The 17,995-nt window shown below is 68.2% G+C and carries 15 protein-coding genes; all 15 read left to right on the forward strand.

Going from position 1 to position 17,995, the window contains the following annotated elements:
- The first annotated feature begins 23 nt into the window (after window positions 1–23).
- Window positions 24–2,156, forward strand: a complete 2,133-nt coding sequence (locus AB6807_RS34590) for a 3-hydroxyacyl-CoA dehydrogenase NAD-binding domain-containing protein (RefSeq protein WP_371088083.1) — start codon at window positions 24–26, stop codon at window positions 2,154–2,156.
- 72 nt (window positions 2,157–2,228) lie between these two features.
- Window positions 2,229–3,419 (forward strand): acetyl-CoA C-acyltransferase, encoded by a 1,191-nt coding sequence (locus tag AB6807_RS34595; protein ID WP_371088084.1) that lies wholly within the window; start codon window positions 2,229–2,231, stop codon window positions 3,417–3,419.
- 10 nt (window positions 3,420–3,429) lie between these two features.
- Window positions 3,430–4,638, forward strand: coding sequence for an acyl-CoA dehydrogenase family protein (locus AB6807_RS34600; RefSeq protein ID WP_371088085.1), 1,209 nt, complete (start codon window positions 3,430–3,432; stop codon window positions 4,636–4,638).
- Window positions 4,639–4,649: 11 nt separating this feature from the next.
- A complete protein-coding gene (locus AB6807_RS34605; protein WP_371088086.1) occupies window positions 4,650–5,801 on the forward strand; it encodes an acyl-CoA dehydrogenase family protein in 1,152 nt (383 codons plus the stop codon).
- Window positions 5,798–6,625 carry an oxepin-CoA hydrolase, alternative type gene (locus AB6807_RS34610; RefSeq protein ID WP_371088087.1) on the forward strand — a complete coding sequence of 276 codons (828 nt, stop codon included), beginning with the start codon at window positions 5,798–5,800 and terminating at the stop codon, window positions 6,623–6,625. Before AB6807_RS34605 ends, AB6807_RS34610 begins: the two co-directional genes overlap by 4 nt.
- Window positions 6,626–6,698: 73 nt before the next feature.
- On the forward strand, window positions 6,699–7,907 hold the full coding sequence (locus AB6807_RS34615; RefSeq protein WP_286516914.1) for a CaiB/BaiF CoA-transferase family protein: 1,209 nt from the start codon (window positions 6,699–6,701) through the stop codon (window positions 7,905–7,907).
- 115 nt (window positions 7,908–8,022) lie between these two features.
- Window positions 8,023–9,036: a Bug family tripartite tricarboxylate transporter substrate binding protein gene (locus AB6807_RS34620; RefSeq protein ID WP_371088088.1), complete on the forward strand. Its 1,014-nt coding sequence runs from the start codon at window positions 8,023–8,025 to the stop codon at window positions 9,034–9,036.
- A 42-nt stretch (window positions 9,037–9,078) separates the two neighbouring features.
- A complete protein-coding gene (locus AB6807_RS34625) occupies window positions 9,079–11,043 on the forward strand; it encodes an acyl-CoA synthetase (protein WP_371088089.1) in 1,965 nt (654 codons plus the stop codon).
- A gap of 44 nt (window positions 11,044–11,087) precedes the next feature.
- Entirely contained in the window at window positions 11,088–12,095 is a 1,008-nt protein-coding gene (locus AB6807_RS34630; protein WP_371088090.1) for a Bug family tripartite tricarboxylate transporter substrate binding protein, read from the forward strand.
- Window positions 12,096–12,137: 42 nt separating this feature from the next.
- Window positions 12,138–12,887, forward strand: a complete 750-nt coding sequence (locus AB6807_RS34635; protein ID WP_371088091.1) for an electron transfer flavoprotein subunit beta/FixA family protein — start codon at window positions 12,138–12,140, stop codon at window positions 12,885–12,887.
- Between the two features lie 2 nt (window positions 12,888–12,889).
- Window positions 12,890–13,831, forward strand: coding sequence for an electron transfer flavoprotein subunit alpha/FixB family protein (locus tag AB6807_RS34640; protein ID WP_371088092.1), 942 nt, complete (start codon window positions 12,890–12,892; stop codon window positions 13,829–13,831).
- A 12-nt stretch (window positions 13,832–13,843) separates the two neighbouring features.
- The gene (locus AB6807_RS34645) at window positions 13,844–14,812 is read left to right on the forward strand and encodes an NAD(P)H-dependent flavin oxidoreductase (protein ID WP_371088093.1); all 969 of its coding nucleotides are present in this window, start codon (window positions 13,844–13,846) and stop codon (window positions 14,810–14,812) included.
- 390 nt (window positions 14,813–15,202) lie between these two features.
- A complete protein-coding gene (locus tag AB6807_RS34650; RefSeq protein ID WP_371088094.1) occupies window positions 15,203–15,481 on the forward strand; it encodes a hypothetical protein in 279 nt (92 codons plus the stop codon).
- Window positions 15,482–15,830: 349 nt separating this feature from the next.
- Window positions 15,831–16,424 carry a TRAP transporter small permease gene (locus AB6807_RS34655; RefSeq protein ID WP_286516919.1) on the forward strand — a complete coding sequence of 198 codons (594 nt, stop codon included), beginning with the start codon at window positions 15,831–15,833 and terminating at the stop codon, window positions 16,422–16,424.
- Window positions 16,421–17,719, forward strand: a complete 1,299-nt coding sequence (locus AB6807_RS34660; RefSeq protein WP_286516920.1) for a TRAP transporter large permease — start codon at window positions 16,421–16,423, stop codon at window positions 17,717–17,719. Before AB6807_RS34655 ends, AB6807_RS34660 begins: the two co-directional genes overlap by 4 nt.
- The last annotated feature ends 276 nt before the right edge of the window (window positions 17,720–17,995 follow it).

The following is a 17,995-nucleotide window of genomic DNA, read 5'->3' on the forward strand; positions in this document are numbered from 1 at the left end:
CCCGCCACGCAAGAGACAAGCACATGGCCACACCAAACCCAAGCCCTTCCACGTCTTCCGGTCCCGTCACCTTCGAGCGTCATGGCGACGTGTTCGTGGTGACCATCGACAACCCGCCCGTCAACGCCCTGGGCGTGGACGTGCGCCGCGGCCTGGTGGCCGCCATCGACGCGGCCGAAGCCGACAGCGCCGCCAAGGCGGTGCTGATCGTCGGCGCGGGCCGCAACTTCATCGCTGGCGCGGACATCCGCGAGTTCGGCAAGCCGCCGCAGGCGCCCTCGCTGCCCGAGGCCTGCCTGAAGATCGAGAACTGCACCAAGCCGGTGGTCGCCGCCATCCACGGCGCCGCGCTCGGCGGCGGGCTCGAAGTGGCGCTGTCGGCCCACTACCGCCTGGCCTCGCCCACCGCCAAGCTGGGCCTGCCCGAAGTGGCGCTGGGCCTGCTGCCCGGCTCGGGCGGCACGCAGCGCGCACCGCGCCTGATCGGCGTGAAGCCCGCGCTGGAACTGATGCTGAGCGGCCGCCACGCGGGCGCGAAGGAAGCGCTGTCGCTGGGCCTCGTCGACCGCCTGGCCACCGACGCCGACGCGCGCGCCGAAGGCCTCGCCTACGCGCAGGAGTTGGTTGCGGCCAACGCCCCGGTGCGCCGCACGCGCGAAGCCGCCGGCCTGGCCGACACCGAAGCCAGTCGCGCCGTCCTGGAGGCCGCGCGCGCCGACACCGCCAGGAAGAGCCGCGGCCTGTTCTCGCCGATGAAGATCATCGAAGCGGTCGAAGGCGCGCTCTCGCTGCCCTTCGACGAAGGCATGGCGCTGGAGCGCAAGCTGTTCCTGCAGTGCATCGACAGCCCGCAGCGCGCCGGCCTGATCCACGCCTTCTTCGCCGAGCGCGAGGTGCTGAAGGCGCCCGAGACCAGGTCGGCCAGCCCGCGCCCGCTCGCGTCGGCCGGCATCGTCGGCGGCGGCACCATGGGCGCCGGCATTGCCGTGGCCATGCTGGACGCGGGCATGCCCGTGACCATGATCGAGCGCGACGACACCCAGCTCGCGCGCGGCCGCGCCAACGTCGAGAAGGTGTACGACGGCCTCATCAAGAAGGGCCGCCTCACCGAAGAGGCCAAGGCCGCGGTGATGGCGCGCTTCAATGGCTCCACGCACTACGACGCCCTGGCCAACGCCGACATCGTGGTCGAAGCGGTGTTCGAGGACATGGCCGTGAAGAAGGCCGTGTTCGCCGAGCTCGACCGCGTGTGCAAGCAGGGCGCCGTGCTGGCCACCAACACCTCGTACCTGGACATCGACGAGATCGCGGCCAGCATCTCGCGCCCGCAGGACGTGGTGGGCCTGCACTTCTTCTCGCCGGCCAACATCATGAAGCTGCTCGAGATCGTGGTGCCCGCCAAGGTGAGCGCCGACGTGGTGGCCACCGGCTTCGACCTCGCGAAGAAGCTCAGGAAGGTGCCGGTGCGCGCCGGCGTGTGCGACGGCTTCATCGGCAACCGCATCCTGGCCGTGTACCGCCAGGCGGCCGACCACATGATGGAAGACGGCGCCTCGCCGTACGACATCGACGCGGCGGTGCGCAACTTCGGCTACCCCATGGGCCCGTTCCAGGTGTCGGACCTGGCCGGCGGCGACATCGGCTGGGCCACGCGCAAGCGCAAGGCCGCCACGCGCGACCCGCAGGCGCGCTACGTGCAGATTGCCGACCGCATCTGCGAGCGCGGCTGGTTCGGCCAGAAGACCCAGCGCGGCTACTACCTGTACCCCGAAGGCGCCCGCGCCGGCCAGCCCGACCCCGAGGTGCTGGCCATCATCGACGCCGAGCGCGCACGCGCGGGCATCGTGCCGCGCCAGTTCACCGAAGAAGAAATCATGCGCCGCTACATGGCCGCCATGGTCAACGAAGGCGCCAACGTGGTGCTGCAGCGCATTGCATTGCGCCCGCTCGACGTGGACGTGACCTTCCTGTACGGCTACGGCTTCCCGCGCCACCGCGGCGGCCCGATGAAATACGCCGACACCGTGGGCCTGCCGAAGGTGCTGGCCGACATCCGCGAGTTCGCGAAGCAAGACCCGATCTTCTGGAAGCCGTCGCCGCTGCTGGTCGAGCTGGTCGAGCGCGGCGCAGACTTTTCGAGCCTGAACCAAGACTGAAACCTCGCCGGACAGACCAGGACACTGCGCAGCAGTTCTTGCCCTGTCCTCAACTGACCAAGGAGATCCCTCATGCGTGAAGCCGTCATCGTTTCCACCGCCCGCACCCCGCTGACCAAGGCGCACCGCGGCGAATTCAACATCACCTCCGGCGCCACGCTGGCGGCCTTCGCCGTGAAAGCGGCGGTCGAGCGCTCGGGCCTGGACCCCGCGCTCATCGAGGACGCCATCCTCGGCTGCGGCTACCCCGAAGGCACCACCGGCCGCAACATCGCGCGCCAGAGCATCATCCGCGCGGGCCTGCCGATCAGCATCGCCGGCACCACGGTGAACCGCTTCTGCGCCTCGGGCCTGCAGGCCATCGCCATGGCAGCGGGCCGCATCGTGGCCGAGGGCGCCCCGGCCATGATCGCGGGCGGCGTGGAAAGCATCTCGCAGATCCGCAGCCGCAGCGCGACAGACGCCGGCGACAACGGCATGGACCCGTGGATCGTCGAGCACAAACCCGCGCTGTACATGGCCATGATCGAGACGGCCGACATCGTCGCCAAGCGCTACAACATCAGCCGCGAGGCGCAGGACCGCTTCTCGGCCGAGAGCCAGCGCAAGACCGAAGAGGCGCAGCTCGCCGGGCGCTACAAGGACGAGATCGTCGCCTGCACCACCACCATGGCCGTGACCGACAAGGAGACGAAGGAAGTCACCCACCGCGAAGTCACCGCCACCGAAGACAACTGCAACCGCCGCGGCACCACCTACGAGGCGCTCTCCAAGCTCAAGCCGGTGATGGGCGAAGACAAGTTCGTCACCGCCGGCAACGCCTCGCAGCTGTCCGACGGCGCCTCGGCCTGCGTGCTGATGGAAGCCAAGGACGCCGAGCGCGCCAACCTGCAACCGCTGGGCGTGTTCCGGGGCCTGGCCGTGGCCGGCTGCGAGCCCGACGAGATGGGCATCGGCCCGGTGTTCGCGGTGCCCAAGCTGCTGGCGCGCCACGGCCTCACGGTCGACGACATCGACCTGTGGGAGCTCAACGAGGCCTTCGCCTCGCAGTCGATCTACTGCCAGGACAAGCTGGGCATTCCGTCGGAGCGCCTGAACGTGAACGGCGGCGCGATCTCCATCGGCCACCCCTTCGGCATGACCGGCGCGCGCCTCACGGGCCACGTGCTCATCGAAGGCAAGCGCCGCGGCGCCAAGTACGCCGTGGTCACCATGTGCATCGCCGGCGGCATGGGTGCCGCGGGCCTGTTCGAAATCTATTGAGGAGTTCGCGATGGACCTGAACTTCACACCCGAAGAAGAAGCCTTCCGCGGCGAAGTGCGCGCCTTCCTGGCGGCGAAGCTGCCGGTGCGCCTTTCCGAGAAAGTGCGCGGCGGCAAGATCCTGGAAAAGGCCGACATGCAAGAGTGGCACGCCACGCTGAACGAGCGCGGCTGGCTGGCCAACCACTGGCCCGAGCAGTACGGCGGGCCGGGCTGGACGGCGGTGGAGAAGTTCATCTTCGAACACGAGTGCGCACTGGCCTTCGCGCCGCGCATCGTTCCCTTCGGCGTGAACATGCTCGGCCCGGTGCTCATCAAGTACGGCAACGAGGCGCAGAAGCAGCATTGGCTGCCACGCATCCTGAACGGCGCCGACTGGTGGTGCCAGGGCTACTCCGAACCCGGCGCGGGCTCCGACCTGGCGGCGGTGAAGACGTCGGCCGTGCGCGGCATCGACGCGCAGGGCGACCACTACATCGTGAACGGCCAGAAGACCTGGACCACGCTGGGCCAGCACGCCAACATGATCTTCTGCCTGGTGCGCACCAACCGCGAGGCGAAGAAGCAGGAAGGCATCAGCTTCCTGCTGATCGACATGACCTCGCCCGGCGTGGAAGTGCGCCCGATCATCACGCTCGACGGCGAGCACGAAGTGAACGAGGTGTTCTTCTCCGACGTGCGCGTGCCGGCCGAGAACCTGGTGGGCGAAGAGAACAAGGGCTGGACCTGCGCCAAGTACCTGCTGACCTACGAGCGCACCAACATCGCGGGCGTGGGCTTCTCGGTGGCCGCGCTCGAGCAGCTCAAGGGCATTGCCGCGTCGCAGACCAAGAACGGCAAGCCGCTGGCCGAAGACCCGGCCTTCGCGGCGCGCCTGGCGCGCGTGGAGATCGACCTGGAGAACATGAAGACCACCAACCTGCGCGTGATCGCGGCGGTGGCCGGCGGCGGCGTGCCGGGCGCGGAGAGCTCGATGCTGAAGATTCGCGGCACCGAGATCCGCCAGGAAATCTCGTCGCTCGCGCGCCGCGCCATGGGCGTGTACGGCCGCCCGTTCGTGGCCGAGGCGCTGAAGGACGGCTACACCGGCGAGACCTTCGGCCCCGACTACGCATCGGCCGCCGCCTCGCGCTACTTCAACAACCGCAAGCTGTCGATCTTCGGCGGCTCCAATGAAATCCAGAAGAACATCATCTCCAAGATGATCCTGGGCCTGTAAGGAGACACGCAGTGAACTTCGAACACACCGAAGACCGGCGCATGCTCGCCGACAGCCTGAACCGCTTCATCTCGGAGCAGTACGCCTTCGATGCGCGCGACCGCATCGCGAAGTCGGCGCACGGGTTCAGCAAGGACATCTTCCGGCAGTTCGCCGAACTGGGCGTGATCGGCGCGCTGTTCAGCGAGGCCGACGGCGGCTTCGGCGGCGGCGGCTTCGACATTGCCGTGGTCTTCGAGGCACTGGGCCGCGGCCTGGTCGTCGAGCCGCTGCTGGGCGCGGTGATGGTCGGCGAGGCGCTCAGCGTGGCCGGCACCGAGGCACAGAAGGAAAAGCTCGGCGACATCATCAACGGCGTGGCCGTGGTGGCCTTCGCGCACGACGAAGCCGACACGCACTACGAGCGCACGCGCGTGCAGACGAAGGCCGAGCGCAGCGGCGACGCGTGGGTGCTGCATGGCGCCAAGGCCGTGGTGCCGCAGGGCGAGCAGGCCGACCTGTTCCTGGTGTCCGCACGCACGGCGGGCAACGTGAGCAACGTGAACGACGAGGCCGGCATCTCGCTGTTCCTGGTGCCCGCGAAGACGGCGGGCCTCACGGTGCGCGGCTGCCCGTCGATCGACGGTGGCCGCGTGGCCGAGCTGTCGTTCGACGGCGTGACGCTGGGCGCCGACGCGCTGCTGGGCGCCGAAGGCCAGGGCCACGCCACGCTGGAACGCGCCATCGGCCGCGGTGTGCTCGCGCTGTGCGCCGAAGCGCTGGGCGCCATGGAAGCCGCCAAGACTGCCACGCTGGAGTACCTGCGCACGCGCAAGCAGTTCGGCATTCTCATCGGCAGCTTCCAGGCCCTGCAGCACCGCATGGCCGACCTGCTGCTCGAGATCGAACAGGCGCGCTCCGCCGTCATCAACGCCGCGGCGGCCATCGACACCGGCGACCGCGTGACGCGCGAGCGCGCGCTGTCGGCGGCCAAGTTCAGCATCGGGCGCATCGGCGCGCTGGTGGCGGAAGAAAGCATCCAGATGCACGGCGGCATCGGCATGACGTGGGAGCTGCCCCTGCCCCACTACGCCAAGCGCCTGGTCATGATCGACCACCAGCTGGGCGACGAAGACCACCACCTGCAGCGCTACGTCCAGCTCGGCAAGGAGCTCGCGGCATGACGGACACGACGAACAAGACCGTGCTCGTCTCGCAGCAGGGCGCCGTGCGCATCCTGACCAACAGCAACCCCGGCGCGCGCAACGCGATCACGCCGACGCTGTACGCCGAACTCTCGGCAGCGCTGGCCGACGCCGAGCAAGACCCCGAGGTCGGCGCCATCGTGTTCACCGGCGCGGGCGACTTCTTCTGCTCCGGCGGCGACCTGAACCTGCTGGCCAAGCGCCGCGAGCTTCCGATGGCGGAACGCCGCCAGATTCTCGAAGGCCTGAACAACCTGATTCGCGCGCTGCGCGATTGCGCCAAGCCCGTGATCGCGGCGGTCGAGGGCGGCGCGGCCGGCGCGGGCCTGTCGATGGCGCTGGCCTGCGACATGCTGGTGTCGGCGCGCGACGCGTTCTACACGGTGGCGTACATCAAGGTCGGCCTCACGCCCGACGGCGGCGCCACCGCCTTCCTGGCCGAGTTCGTCTCGCGCCAGGTGCTGACCGAGCTGTGCCTCACCGGCGACCGCATGACGGCCGAGCGGCTGAACCAGCTGGGCGCGGTCAACCGCCTGACCGACAAGGGCGCGGCGCTGGCGGAAGCCGTTGCGCTGGCCGCCAAGGTGGCGACCGGCCCGCAGCGCGCCACCACGCGCATCAAGACGCTGTGCCGCCAGGCGCACCACGCCACGCTAGAAGAGCAACTCGCGGCCGAGGCCGTGTTCATGGTCGAGTCGCAGGGCGACGCCGAAGCGGCCGAAGGCATCGGCGCGTTCCTGGGCAAGCGCAAGGCCGACTTCGTCGCGCTGCGCCACGACAACAACGCAAAGGACGCGTCCTGACGCCGAGCCTGCCGCCCCTGCATTCCGCCTCGCACGCCGTGCGGGGCTTTTTCGTTTCTCCGAAGTCCCCGTCATGCCTCTATTGAATTCATCGCTGCCGCTCGCCGGCGTGCGCGTCCTCGACCTGTCCCGCATCCTGGCGGGCCCCTGGTGCGGCATGGTGCTCGCCGACATGGGCGCCGAGGTGATCAAGGTCGAGCACCCGGGCCGCGGCGACGACACGCGCGACTGGGGCCTGCGCGTGGGCAAGACCGAAACCGCCTACTTCAACAGCGTGAACCGCAACAAGCGCTCGGTCACGCTCGACCTGCAGACGCCCGAGGGCCAGCAGCTCGCGCGCGACCTGGCCAGGCAGTGCGACGTGGTGATCCAGAACTTCAAGTTCGGCGGCATCGACAAGCTGGGCCTGGGCTACGAGCAGCTCAGCAAGGAAAACCCGCGCCTGGTGTACTGCTCGATTTCGGGCTACGACCGCACCGGCCCCGAGGCCGCGCGCCCCGGCTACGACCTGGTGGTGCAGGGCGAAGCCGGCCTGATGGCGCTGAACGGCGAAGCCAACCAGCCGCCGCTGAAGTTCGGCGTGGCCGCGGTCGACCTGTTCACCGGCATGTACTCCGCGCAGGCCGTGCTGGCCGCGCTGTACCAGCGCGAAAAGACCGGCAAGGGCCGCCACGTGGAGATGGCGCTGTTCGACTGCGGCCTGATGATCACCGCCTACTACGGCCTGGAAGCGCTGCTGATGGGCGAAGACCCGCCGCGCTACGGCAACTCGCACCCGTCGATCGTGCCCTACGGCGTGTTCGACGCGGCCGACGGCCCGCTGGTGATCACCGTGGGCAACAACGCGCAGTTCGCGCGCTTCTGCACCGAGGTCATCGGGCGGCCCGACCTGGCAGCCGACGAGCGCTTCAAGACCAACATCCTGCGCTCGGCCAACCGCGCCGTGCTGCTGCCCGCGTTGCACGCCGAACTGGCGAAGCGCCCGCGCGCCGAGCTGCTCGAAAAGCTCACCGCCTCGGGCATTCCGTGCGGCGAGGTGCTGGGCCTGCTGGAGGCGCTGCAATCGAAGCGCGCCACCGACGCCGGCCTGGTCACGAAGCAATCGCACCCGGTGGCCGGCACGGTCGACGTGCTGGCGCCGCCCTACCGTTTCGACGGCGAGCGCCTGCCGGTGCGCAGCGCGCCGCCCACGCTGGGCGAAGGCACGCACGACGTGCTCCAGTCGCTGCTCGGGCTGTCGGACGAAAAGCTGGCGGCGCTGAAGGCCGGCGGCGTGGTCTGACGAACACGCGCCTGCAGCCTCCGCATCGCCGTCCCGCCCTCTCGTCGTTTCCCTGTTTTCCGTTCCCGTTCCTGTTCCTGCTCACCGTCTACTGTTTTCCCTGTTGAAGAAGTCCATGGCCTCCCTCGCTTTCCGTTCCCTCCGCAGCCCCGTTCGCCGTGCACTCGTCGCCCTGGCCCTTCCCGCCGCCCTGTCGCTCGCAGCCGGCAGCGCCTTCGCGCAAACATGGCCCAGCAAGCCGATCACGCTGATCGTGCCCTTCCCGCCCGGCGGCCCGACCGACGTGGCCTCGCGCATCGTGGCGCAGAAGATGTCGCTCGCGCTCAAGCAGAACATCGTCATCGACAACCGCAGCGGCGCCTCGGGGACCGTGGGCGCGGCGGCCGCGGCGCGCGCGCCGGCCGACGGCTACACCTTCGTGATGCTGGCCACGCCCACGCTGCTGGCCTCGCACCTGTACGGCCCCACCGGCGGCTACGACATCTTCAAGAACTTCACGCCCGTGGGCTCGGTGTACGACCTGCCCATCGTGCTGGTGGTCAACCCCAAGTCGCTGCCCGAAGTGACCAACCTGCAGGGCCTGATCGCCAAGGCCAAGGCCGAGGGCGGCAAGCTCAACTACACCACCGCCGGCGCCGGCAGCTTCGGCCACCTGACCACCGAGCAGCTGAAGACCATCGGCAGGTTCGACATGCAGCACGTGCCCTACCGCGGCAGCGCGCCGGCCGTGACCGACCTCATCGGCGGCCAGGTGCCGGCGATGTTCTCCGACCTGGTGGCCGTCATTCCGCACATTCGCGCGGGCAAGGTGCGCGCCATCGCAGTGGGCTCGGCCAAGCGCGTGAGCCTGCTGCCCGACGTTCCCACCGTGGCCGAGCAGGGCTTCCCCGGCTTCGACGCCACCTCGTGGGGCGGCCTGCTGGCGCCGGTGGGCACGCCCAAGGACGTGGTCGACCGCATGAGCGCCGCGCTGAAGAACGCGCTGGCCGACAAGGAAGTGCAGGACAAGCTCGAAAGCGTGGGCTCCTTCGCGGCCTACCGCACGCCCGAGCAGACCGGCGTGCGCATGAAGCAGGACTTCGAGCGCTGGGGCAAGGTCATTCGCGACAACCACATCACGAACCAGTAAAACCGGGCGGCCGGCAGGGCGACACCTTTCAAGGAGACAGACATGACAGACCCCAAGCACGACAACAACTACAAGACCCCGGTCGGCGCGCCCTTCCGCCCCGCCTTCCCCGTCCGCAGCCTGGCGGACATCCACAAGCTCGAAGAGACGCCGCTCGAACAGGCGCTCACGGTGCGCAGCACCTACGAGATCTTCCGCAACGCGGGCCATGCCTTCGGCGACAAGACGGCGCTGACCTTCCTGCGCACCGGCAACCCGGCGGACGAGCCGCTGCGCTGGTCGTACGCCGACTTGCTCGCGCGGCTGCACCAGACGGCCAACATGCTGCACACGCTGGGCGTGGGGCCCCACGACGCGGTCGCGGTGCTGCTGCCCGGCTGCCTCGAGTACCACCTGGCGCTGTGGGGCGGCGAGGCCGCCGGCATCGTGCAGCCGCTGAACCCGCTGCTCACCGACGAGAAGCTGGTGGCGCTGATGACCGCGGCGCGCGCGAAGGTGCTGATCGCCTACGGCTCGGACAGCGAGTCGGGCATGTGGTCGAAGGCGATGCGCCTGCGCGGCCAGGTGCCCACGCTGACCACCGTGCTGCGCGTGGCGCCGCACGACGAGGCGCCCGGCGCGGCCGGCGCGCTGCCCGACGGCGTGGCCGAGTTCGACGTGCTGCGCGCCGCGCAACCCGATGACAGGCTGGTGAGCGGGCGCGACATCGCGCCCACCGACATCGCCGCCTACTTCCACACCGGCGGGACCACGGGCGCGCCCAAGCTCGCGCGCCACAGCCACGGCGCGCAGGTGTTCACGGCCTGGGCCAGCGTGCAGGTCGCGGGCATGAACGAGAACGGCATCTCCATCAACGGCTACCCGCTGTTCCATGTGGCGGGCGTGCTGCCGGCGTCGCTGTCGTCGCTGTCGGCGGGCGTGGAGGTGATCATTCCCACGCCCTCGCTGCTGCGCAACAAGGAGGTGCTGGCCAACTACTGGAAGCTGGTGGCCAGGTACCGCCCGACCTCGCTGTCGGCCGTGCCCACCGTGCTGGCCGCGCTGGCCAACGTGCCGCTGGACGGCGCGGACATTTCATCGATCACCTACTGCCGCACCGGCGCCGCCGTGCTCGCGCCCGAGCTGGCCGCGCGCTTCGAGCGGCTGTTCGGCCTGCACGTGCACGAGAGCCTGGGCATGACGGAGATGGCCGGCATCTCGACCATCACGCCGCCGGGCGTGGACGGGCCCGCGGGCTGCGTGGGCTTCCGGCTGCCGTACATGCAGATGCGCGTGGTGGCGCTCGACGAGAACGGCAACGCCAGCGACCGCGACATGCCGCCCGGCGAGCAGGGCATGGTGCTGTTCAAGTCGCCCAACGTGTTCTCGGGCTTCGTCGACCCGGCCGACAACGCCAAGGCCTTCACCGCCGACGGCTGGCTCGCCACCGGCGACCTGGGCTGGATCGACAGCCAGGAGCGGCTGAACCTCACGGGCCGCTCGAAGGACCTGATCATCCGCAGCGGCCACAACATCGACCCCAAGACCATCGAGGACGCGCTGGGCGCGCACCCGGCCGTGCAGCTGTGCGCCGCCGTGGGCGCGCCCGATGCGTACGCCGGCGAGCTGCCGGTGATCTTCGCGACGCTGGTGCCCGGCGCCTCCGCGACCGAGGAAGAGCTGCTGGCCTTCACCGCCGGCCGCGTGGACGAAGCGCCGGCCCGGCCCAAGTGGGTGTCGGTGATCCAGGCCATGCCGATGACCAACGTCGGAAAGATCTACAAGCCCGAGCTGCGCGCCATGGCCGCGCGACAAGTGGTGGCCGCGACCGTGGCCGAGGTGTGCGCCGCGCTGGGCGTGGGCGAGGCCGCGCGGCCCGTGGTGACGACCGAAGGCGAGAGCCTGGTTCGCGTGGCCATCGACGCGGCCGCCGTGAACGCCACGGGCGTGCAGGCCGCCGCGCTGCAGGAGCGGCTGCAGAAGGCGCTGGAGCCGCTGCCCTTCAAGACCCGCATCGCCTCGCCATAAGAAGATTTTTGCAACCGAGAACCCGAGAGAGACAGAGACAAGCCATGACCTTCCGCCCTTTGAACCGACGCACCCTGCTGTGCGCCACCGCCTCTGTCGCCGCCTTCGCCGGCGTGCTTGCCGTGCCTGCGGCGCACGCGCAGAACACGTATCCGAACAAGCCCATCCGCATGGTCGTGCCCTTCGCCGCCGGCGGTGCCACGGACGTGCTCGCGCGCGTCATCGGCCAGAAGATGGCCGCCGGCATGGGCCAGCCCGTGATCATCGACAACAAGCCCGGCGCGGCCGGCATCATCGGCACCGACGCGGTCGCCAAGGCGCCGGGCGACGGCTACACGGTGGTGCTGTCGCTGAGCAACTCGCTGCTGACCAACGAGTTCCTGTACGACAAGCTGCCCTACGACTCGCAGCGCGACCTCACGCTGGTCTACCAGATCGCGATGGCGCCGCTGGTGCTGGTGGTGCACCCCAGCGTGCCGGTGAAGACCGGGCCCGAGCTGCTGAAGTACGCCGCCGCCAACAAGGCCAAGCTGGCCTACGGCTCTTACGGCGTGGGCGCCTACCCGCACCTGGCCGGCGCGCACATGAGCCTGGCCACGCAGTCGGACATGAACCACGTCGCCTACAAGGGCGAGGCGCCGATGGTGCAGGACCTGATCGGCGGGCAGATCCAGATGGCCTATGCCAGCGCGCTGGTGGCCAAGCCGCACATCGATTCCGGAAAGATCCGCGCCGTGGGCATGACCGGCGAGCGCCGCATGGGCACCCTGCCCAACGTGCCCACGCTGGCCGAGCAAGGCATGAAGGACGAGGCCTACCGCGTGACCGGCTGGCTCGCCATCGCCGTGCCCGCGAGCACGCCCAAGCCCATCGTCGCGCGGCTGGCCGACGAGGTGCGCAAGGCCACGCAGCAGCCCGACGTGCAACAGCGCGTCGCGGCCATGGGCTTTGAGCTGAAAGACAGCTCGCCCGAACTCTTCGCCGCCGCCTACAAGGCGGAGCGCCCGGTGTGGGAGCGCCTGATCAAGCAGTCGGGCGCGCGGCTCGAATAAACCCTCTCTTTCTTTTTTCATTCGTCATTCGAAGGAACAACCATGAAGATTCTTGTGCCCGTGAAGCGGGTCGTCGACTACAACGTCAAGGTGCGCGTGAAGAGCGACGGCACCGGGGTGGACATTGCCAACGTGAAGATGAGCATGAACCCGTTCGACGAGATCGCGGTCGAAGAAGCGGTTCGCCTGAAGGAAAAAGGCGTGGTCACCGAGGTGATCGCGGTGTCTTGCGGTGACGCGAAGTGCCAGGAAACGCTGCGCACGGCGATGGCCATCGGCGCGGACCGCGGCATCCTGGTCGAGACCACCGAAGAGCTGCAGCCGCTGGCCGTTGCCAAGCTGCTGAAGGCGCTGGTCGACAAGGAACAGCCTTCGCTCATCATCCTCGGCAAGCAGGCCATCGACGACGACGCGAACCAGACGGGCCAGATGCTGGCTGCGCTGGCCGACCTGCCGCAAGCCACCTTCGCCTCGAAGGTCGACCTCGCAGCTGACAAGGTCACCGTGTCCCGCGAAGTCGACGGCGGCATGGAAACGCTGACGCTCACGCTTCCGGCCGTCATCACGACCGACCTGCGCCTGAACGAGCCGCGCTATGTGACGCTGCCGAACATCATGAAGGCGAAGAAGAAGCAGCTGGACACCTTCAAGCCCGAAGACCTGGGCGTCGACGTGAAGCCGCGCCTGAAGACGCTGAAGGTTGCTGAACCGCCGAAGCGCGGCGCCGGCATCAAGGTGCCTGATGTTGCAGCGCTGGTGGACAAACTGAAGAACGAAGCGAAGGTGATCTGAACATGACCGCACTAGTGTCCCTCGTGGTGGCCGAACACGACCACGCCAGCATCAAGCCGGCAACCTTGAACACCGTGACCGCTGCACTGGCTTGCGGTGGCGAAGTGCACGTTCTCGTCGCAGGCGCGAACGCTGCAGAAGCCGCCAAGGCAGCAGCACAGATCGCCGGCGTGACCAAGGTCATCGCAGCAGACAGCCCCAGCCTGGCAGAGAACCTCGCCGAGAACGTCGCAGCCCAGGTGCTGGCGATTGCAGCGAACTACAGCCACATCCTGTTCCCCTCCACTGCCAACGGCAAGAACGTCGCCCCGCGCGTGGCTGCCAAGCTCGACGTCGCCCAGATCAGCGACATCACGAAGGTCGACAGCCCGGATACGTTCGAGCGCCCGATCTACGCCGGCAACGCCATTGCCACTGTGCAAAGCAGCGATGCCACCAAAGTGATCACCGTTCGCACGACCGGCTTCGACGCAGCAGCCTCCACCGGTGGCAGTGCAACCGTCGAAACCGCTGAAGGCGTCGCAGACAGCGGCAAGAGCAGCTTCGTCAGCCGCGAAGTCACGAAGAGCGAACGCCCCGAACTCACCGCCGCCAAGATCATCGTCTCCGGTGGTCGCGCGCTCGGCAGCGCAGAGAAGTTCACCGAAGTGATGGCGCCTCTCGCGGACAAGCTCAACGCGGGCCTGGGCGCCAGCCGCGCCGCAGTGGACGCGGGCTACGCCCCGAACGACTGGCAAGTCGGCCAGACCGGCAAGATCGTCGCGCCGCAGCTGTACATCGCCGCAGGCATCTCCGGCGCCATCCAGCATCTGGCCGGCATGAAGGACTCGAAGGTCATCGTCGCGATCAACAAGGACGAAGAGGCACCGATCTTCAGCGTGGCCGACTACGGCCTCGTCGCCGACCTGTTCGTGGCTGTGCCCGAGCTGGTGAAGGCCCTGTAAGAGGCCGCGCGCATGAAGACCCGCATCACCGAACTGCTCGGCATTCGCTACCCCATCGTGCAGGGCGGCATGCAATGGGTGGGCCGCGCGGAGCTGGCTTCGGCCGTGTCGAACGCCGGCGGGCTCGGCGTGCTCACCGCGCTCACGCAGCCCACGCCCGACGACCTGCGCCAGGAAATCGCGCGCATGCGCACGATGACGGACAAGCCTTTCGGCGTGAACCTCACCATCCTGCCGTCGGTGAAGCCGCCGCCGTACGCCGAGTACGTGCAGGCCATCATCGACAGCGGCGTGAAGATCGTGGAGACCGCGGGCAACAGCCCGAAGGACTTCATCGAGGCGCTGAAACGCCACGACGTGAAGATCGTGCACAAGTGCACCTCGGTGCGCCATGCGCTGTCGGCCGAACGCAATGGCGTGGACGCGGTGTCGGTGGACGGCTTCGAGTGCGCGGGCCATCCGGGCGAGGACGACGTGCCCGGCCTGGTGCTGCTGCCCGTGGCGGCGCGCAAGCTGCGCATTCCGATCATCGCGTCGGGCGGCATCGCCGACGGCCGCGGCATGGCCGCCGCGCTGGCGCTGGGCGCCGAGGGCATCAACATGGGCACGCGCTTCTGCGTCACCCAGGAAGCCCCCATCCATCACAACATCAAGCAGGCGCTGGTCGACGCGACCGAGCGCGACACGAAGCTGATGTTTCGCACCCTGCACAACACCGCGCGCGTGTTCCGCAACGCCATCTCCGAAGAGGTGGTGGCCATGGAGAACCGCGAGGGCGGCTGCGCGTTCGAGGACGTGCGCCCGCTGGTGGCCGGTGCCCGCGGCAAGGCCGCGCTGGCGTCGGGCGAAGTGCAGAACGGTGTGGTGTCGGCAGGCCAGTGCATCGGGCTGATCGACGACATTCCGACCTGTGCCGAGCTGCTCGAACGCATGGTGCGCGAGTGCCGCGAGCACCTGGACCGCGCGCGCGGCTGGATGTAGCCGGGCGCATTGCCGTTTGCCTGCGCCGTGGGTTAGGGGCGCGCGCAGGCCGACGGGGCACTGAGACCGCACGGCCCACGAGGCACGCGCGCGGCGCATTGCGGAAGCTGCATTTGTTGGCGATTGCCGAGACTTCGTGCGGTATGTGCCAGCTACAGCGCCGAGCTTTTCTCTAAAGTGGATGTCCCTGTCACTCGATATTCCACCAAGGGAAGAAAGGCGCAACACACCCACCCACACCAATGTTTGAAGGCTGCTTGCCTCGCGGCAGGTTGTCGGTGCGAAAGCAGCGATGCAAATGCGAGGTATCAAAAGGCGACGGCCGGGGCGTTATCAGCACCCCGACCGTCTAACCAAGTTCGTGCAACAACCTCTAAGGACCGCACAAAAATGGCTACCAAGACTATAGCCCGGCCTCGCACGCCGGTAGCTTCCGAAGACAACGCCCAAGATACCCAACATCCGGCGGATCGTCTCGAAAACACCCTCACCCAACTCGAAGCTCTCCTGTGGGTCTGCCACGGCGAAGAGATCAACTGGTGCGACGGTGGCGGACCTCGACAACTGGACAACCTGCTCTGGCTCGCGGCTGACCTAGCCCGCAAGGCTGGGGAGCTGTTTCAGTTGAACGAGAAGGCGCGACACAAGGCGCCTGAGACCGGCGGTTAGCGGCTGGTCTGCGGGCTGCGAGTTTCGCGGCCCGCCTGGGGAACAGGTCCTTTGGAATGCGATGTCATGTCCAAGGCGTTCTGAATTGGGATGCAGTCGGGATGGATGCTCGACCGATACGCACGCATCTAACAGCGTGTGCCTAAGCCATTCGCAGAGGGGAGTACCCGGCGGCCTGTGCACCCGCCCTGAAAGCCGCTCAGCAAAGCCCGGCCAGCTAAGGAAACCCCCGATACATCAGTGGTCTTCGACCCCCTAGCATCGGTGACAGCTTCCCCTGTCGAGGTGTACGGAACGCATCCCGGCGTCCGCCCGGTGACATGGCTTCCTGCCTCACTGACCTTCTGCGATGACCACACCACCCGAGTCCGGCCCCACGCTGGACGCCGCCAGCCCCCTTCCCCCCGACATCGAAGCCGCCGACGAACCGACCAAGGTTCCCCTTGCCATCGAAGACTGGCTCACCGTCCTCATCATGGGCGCGCTGGCGCTCATCACCTTCGCCAACGTGCTGGTGCGCTACTTCACCGATTCGTCGTTCGCATGGACCGAAGAGTTCTCGGTGTTCCTCATGATCATGCTGGCGCTGGTGGCCGGCTCGGCCGCGGTGGCGCGCGACCGGCACATTCGCATCGAGTACTTCTCGGAGAGCGGCTCCATGGCGCGGCGCAAGCGGCTCGCGCAGTTCGGCGCGCTGATGATCGCCATCCTGTTCACCCTCATCGGCACGCTCAGCATCCGCATGGTGTGGGACGACTATCGCTTCGAGGAAACCACGCCGGGCATCGGGCTGCCGTCGTGGTGGTACTCCATCTGGCTGCCCATCGTGTCCTATGCGATCGCGCTGCGCGCGGTGGGCCTCATGGTGCGCCGCGGGCGCAAGACCAACTACGGCACCGACGGCTCGGACGCCCCGACAAAGCACAAGGGGGACGCCTCGTGATCGCCACCCTGCTCTTCGTCGCCTTCGTGCTGATGATGCTGGTGGGCGTGCCCATCGGCGCCGCGCTGGGCCTGGCGGGCGCCGCCTGCATCGCGCTGGCCAACGGCGACGCCCAGTGGTTCGGCCTGCTGGCCGTGCCGCAGAACTTCTACGCGGGGCTGGGCAAGTACCCGCTGCTGGCCATTCCGATGTTCGTGCTGGTCGGCTCCATCTTCGACCGCTCGGGCGTGGCGCTGCGCCTGGTCAACTTCGCGATTGCCATCGTGGGCCGCGGCCCGGGCATGCTGCCGCTGGTGGCGATTGCGGTGGCGATGTTTCTCGGCGGCATCTCGGGCTCGGGCCCGGCCAACGCGGCCGCCGTGGGCGCGGTGATGATCGCGGCCATGTCGCGCGCCGGCTACCCGGCCGCCTTCTCGGCCAGCGTGGTGGGCGCCGCAGCCGCCACCGACATCCTGATTCCGCCGTCGGTGGCGTTTATCGTGTACTCGGTGCTGGTGCCCGGCGCCTCGGTGCCGGCGCTGTTCGCGGCCGGCATGATTCCCGGCGTGATGGCCGGCCTGGCGCTGATGATTCCGGCCGTGCTGCTGGCCCGCAAACACAAGATGGGCGCGCTCGAATCGACCCTGCCGCGCCCACCTTTCTGGAAGAGCTTTCGCGAAGCGACCTGGGGACTGGCCGCGCCGGTGCTGATTCTGGGGGGCATGCGCGCGGGCTGGTTCACGCCGACCGAGGCGGCGGTGGTGGCGGTGTTCTACGGGCTGTTCGTGGGCATGTGCATTCACCGGACGATCAAGGTGCGCGACCTGTTCGTGATCTTGCGCGAGTCGGGCGAGCTGTCGGCGGTGATCCTGCTGGTGGTGTCGCTCGCGGGCATCTTCGCGTACTCGCTGTCGACGCTGGGCGTGATCGACCCGGTGACGCGCGCGATCGTGAATTCGGGGCTGGGCGAGTACGGCATCCTGTCGCTGCTCATCCTGCTGCTGATCACGGTGGGCATGTTCCTGGACGGCGTGTCGATCTTCCTGATCTTCGTGCCCCTGCTGCTGCCCATCGTGCAGTACTACAAATGGGACCCGGTGTGGTTCGGCGTGATCCTCACGCTGAAGGTGGCGCTGGGCCAGTTCACGCCACCGCTCGCGGTGAACCTGATGGTGTCCTGCCGCATCGCGAAGGTGCGCATGGAAGAAACCGTGCGCTGGGTGGGATGGATGCTGTTCTCGATGTTCGTGGTGATGGTGCTGGTCATCGTCTTCCCCGAGCTGGCGTTGTGGTTGCCTCGGAAGCTGGGGTATTGAGTTGTTTTGTTCTTCGTTTGTCGAGGTGTGCTGTTCAGGGTGCTGCTGTTCAGGGCGCGATCACGCCGACGCGGTGCCCCTTTCCTCGAATGTCCCCCGGCCTGCGGCCTCCTCCTTTATTTCTCGGAAAGGGGCACCGCGCCGTCGTGATCGTTGTGCGCAGCGGTCGCCGATCGCCGCGAACCGACAGCGCGTCCAGGTGAACAGGGCGTCGGGTGCTTCCCGCAGCGAAATGAATGCAAAGGGACTTCTCGCTTCCTGGTCACGGTATCGAGT

This window comes from Variovorax sp. RCC_210 (assembly GCF_041355175.1).
GTDB lineage: Bacteria > Pseudomonadota > Gammaproteobacteria > Burkholderiales > Burkholderiaceae_C > Variovorax.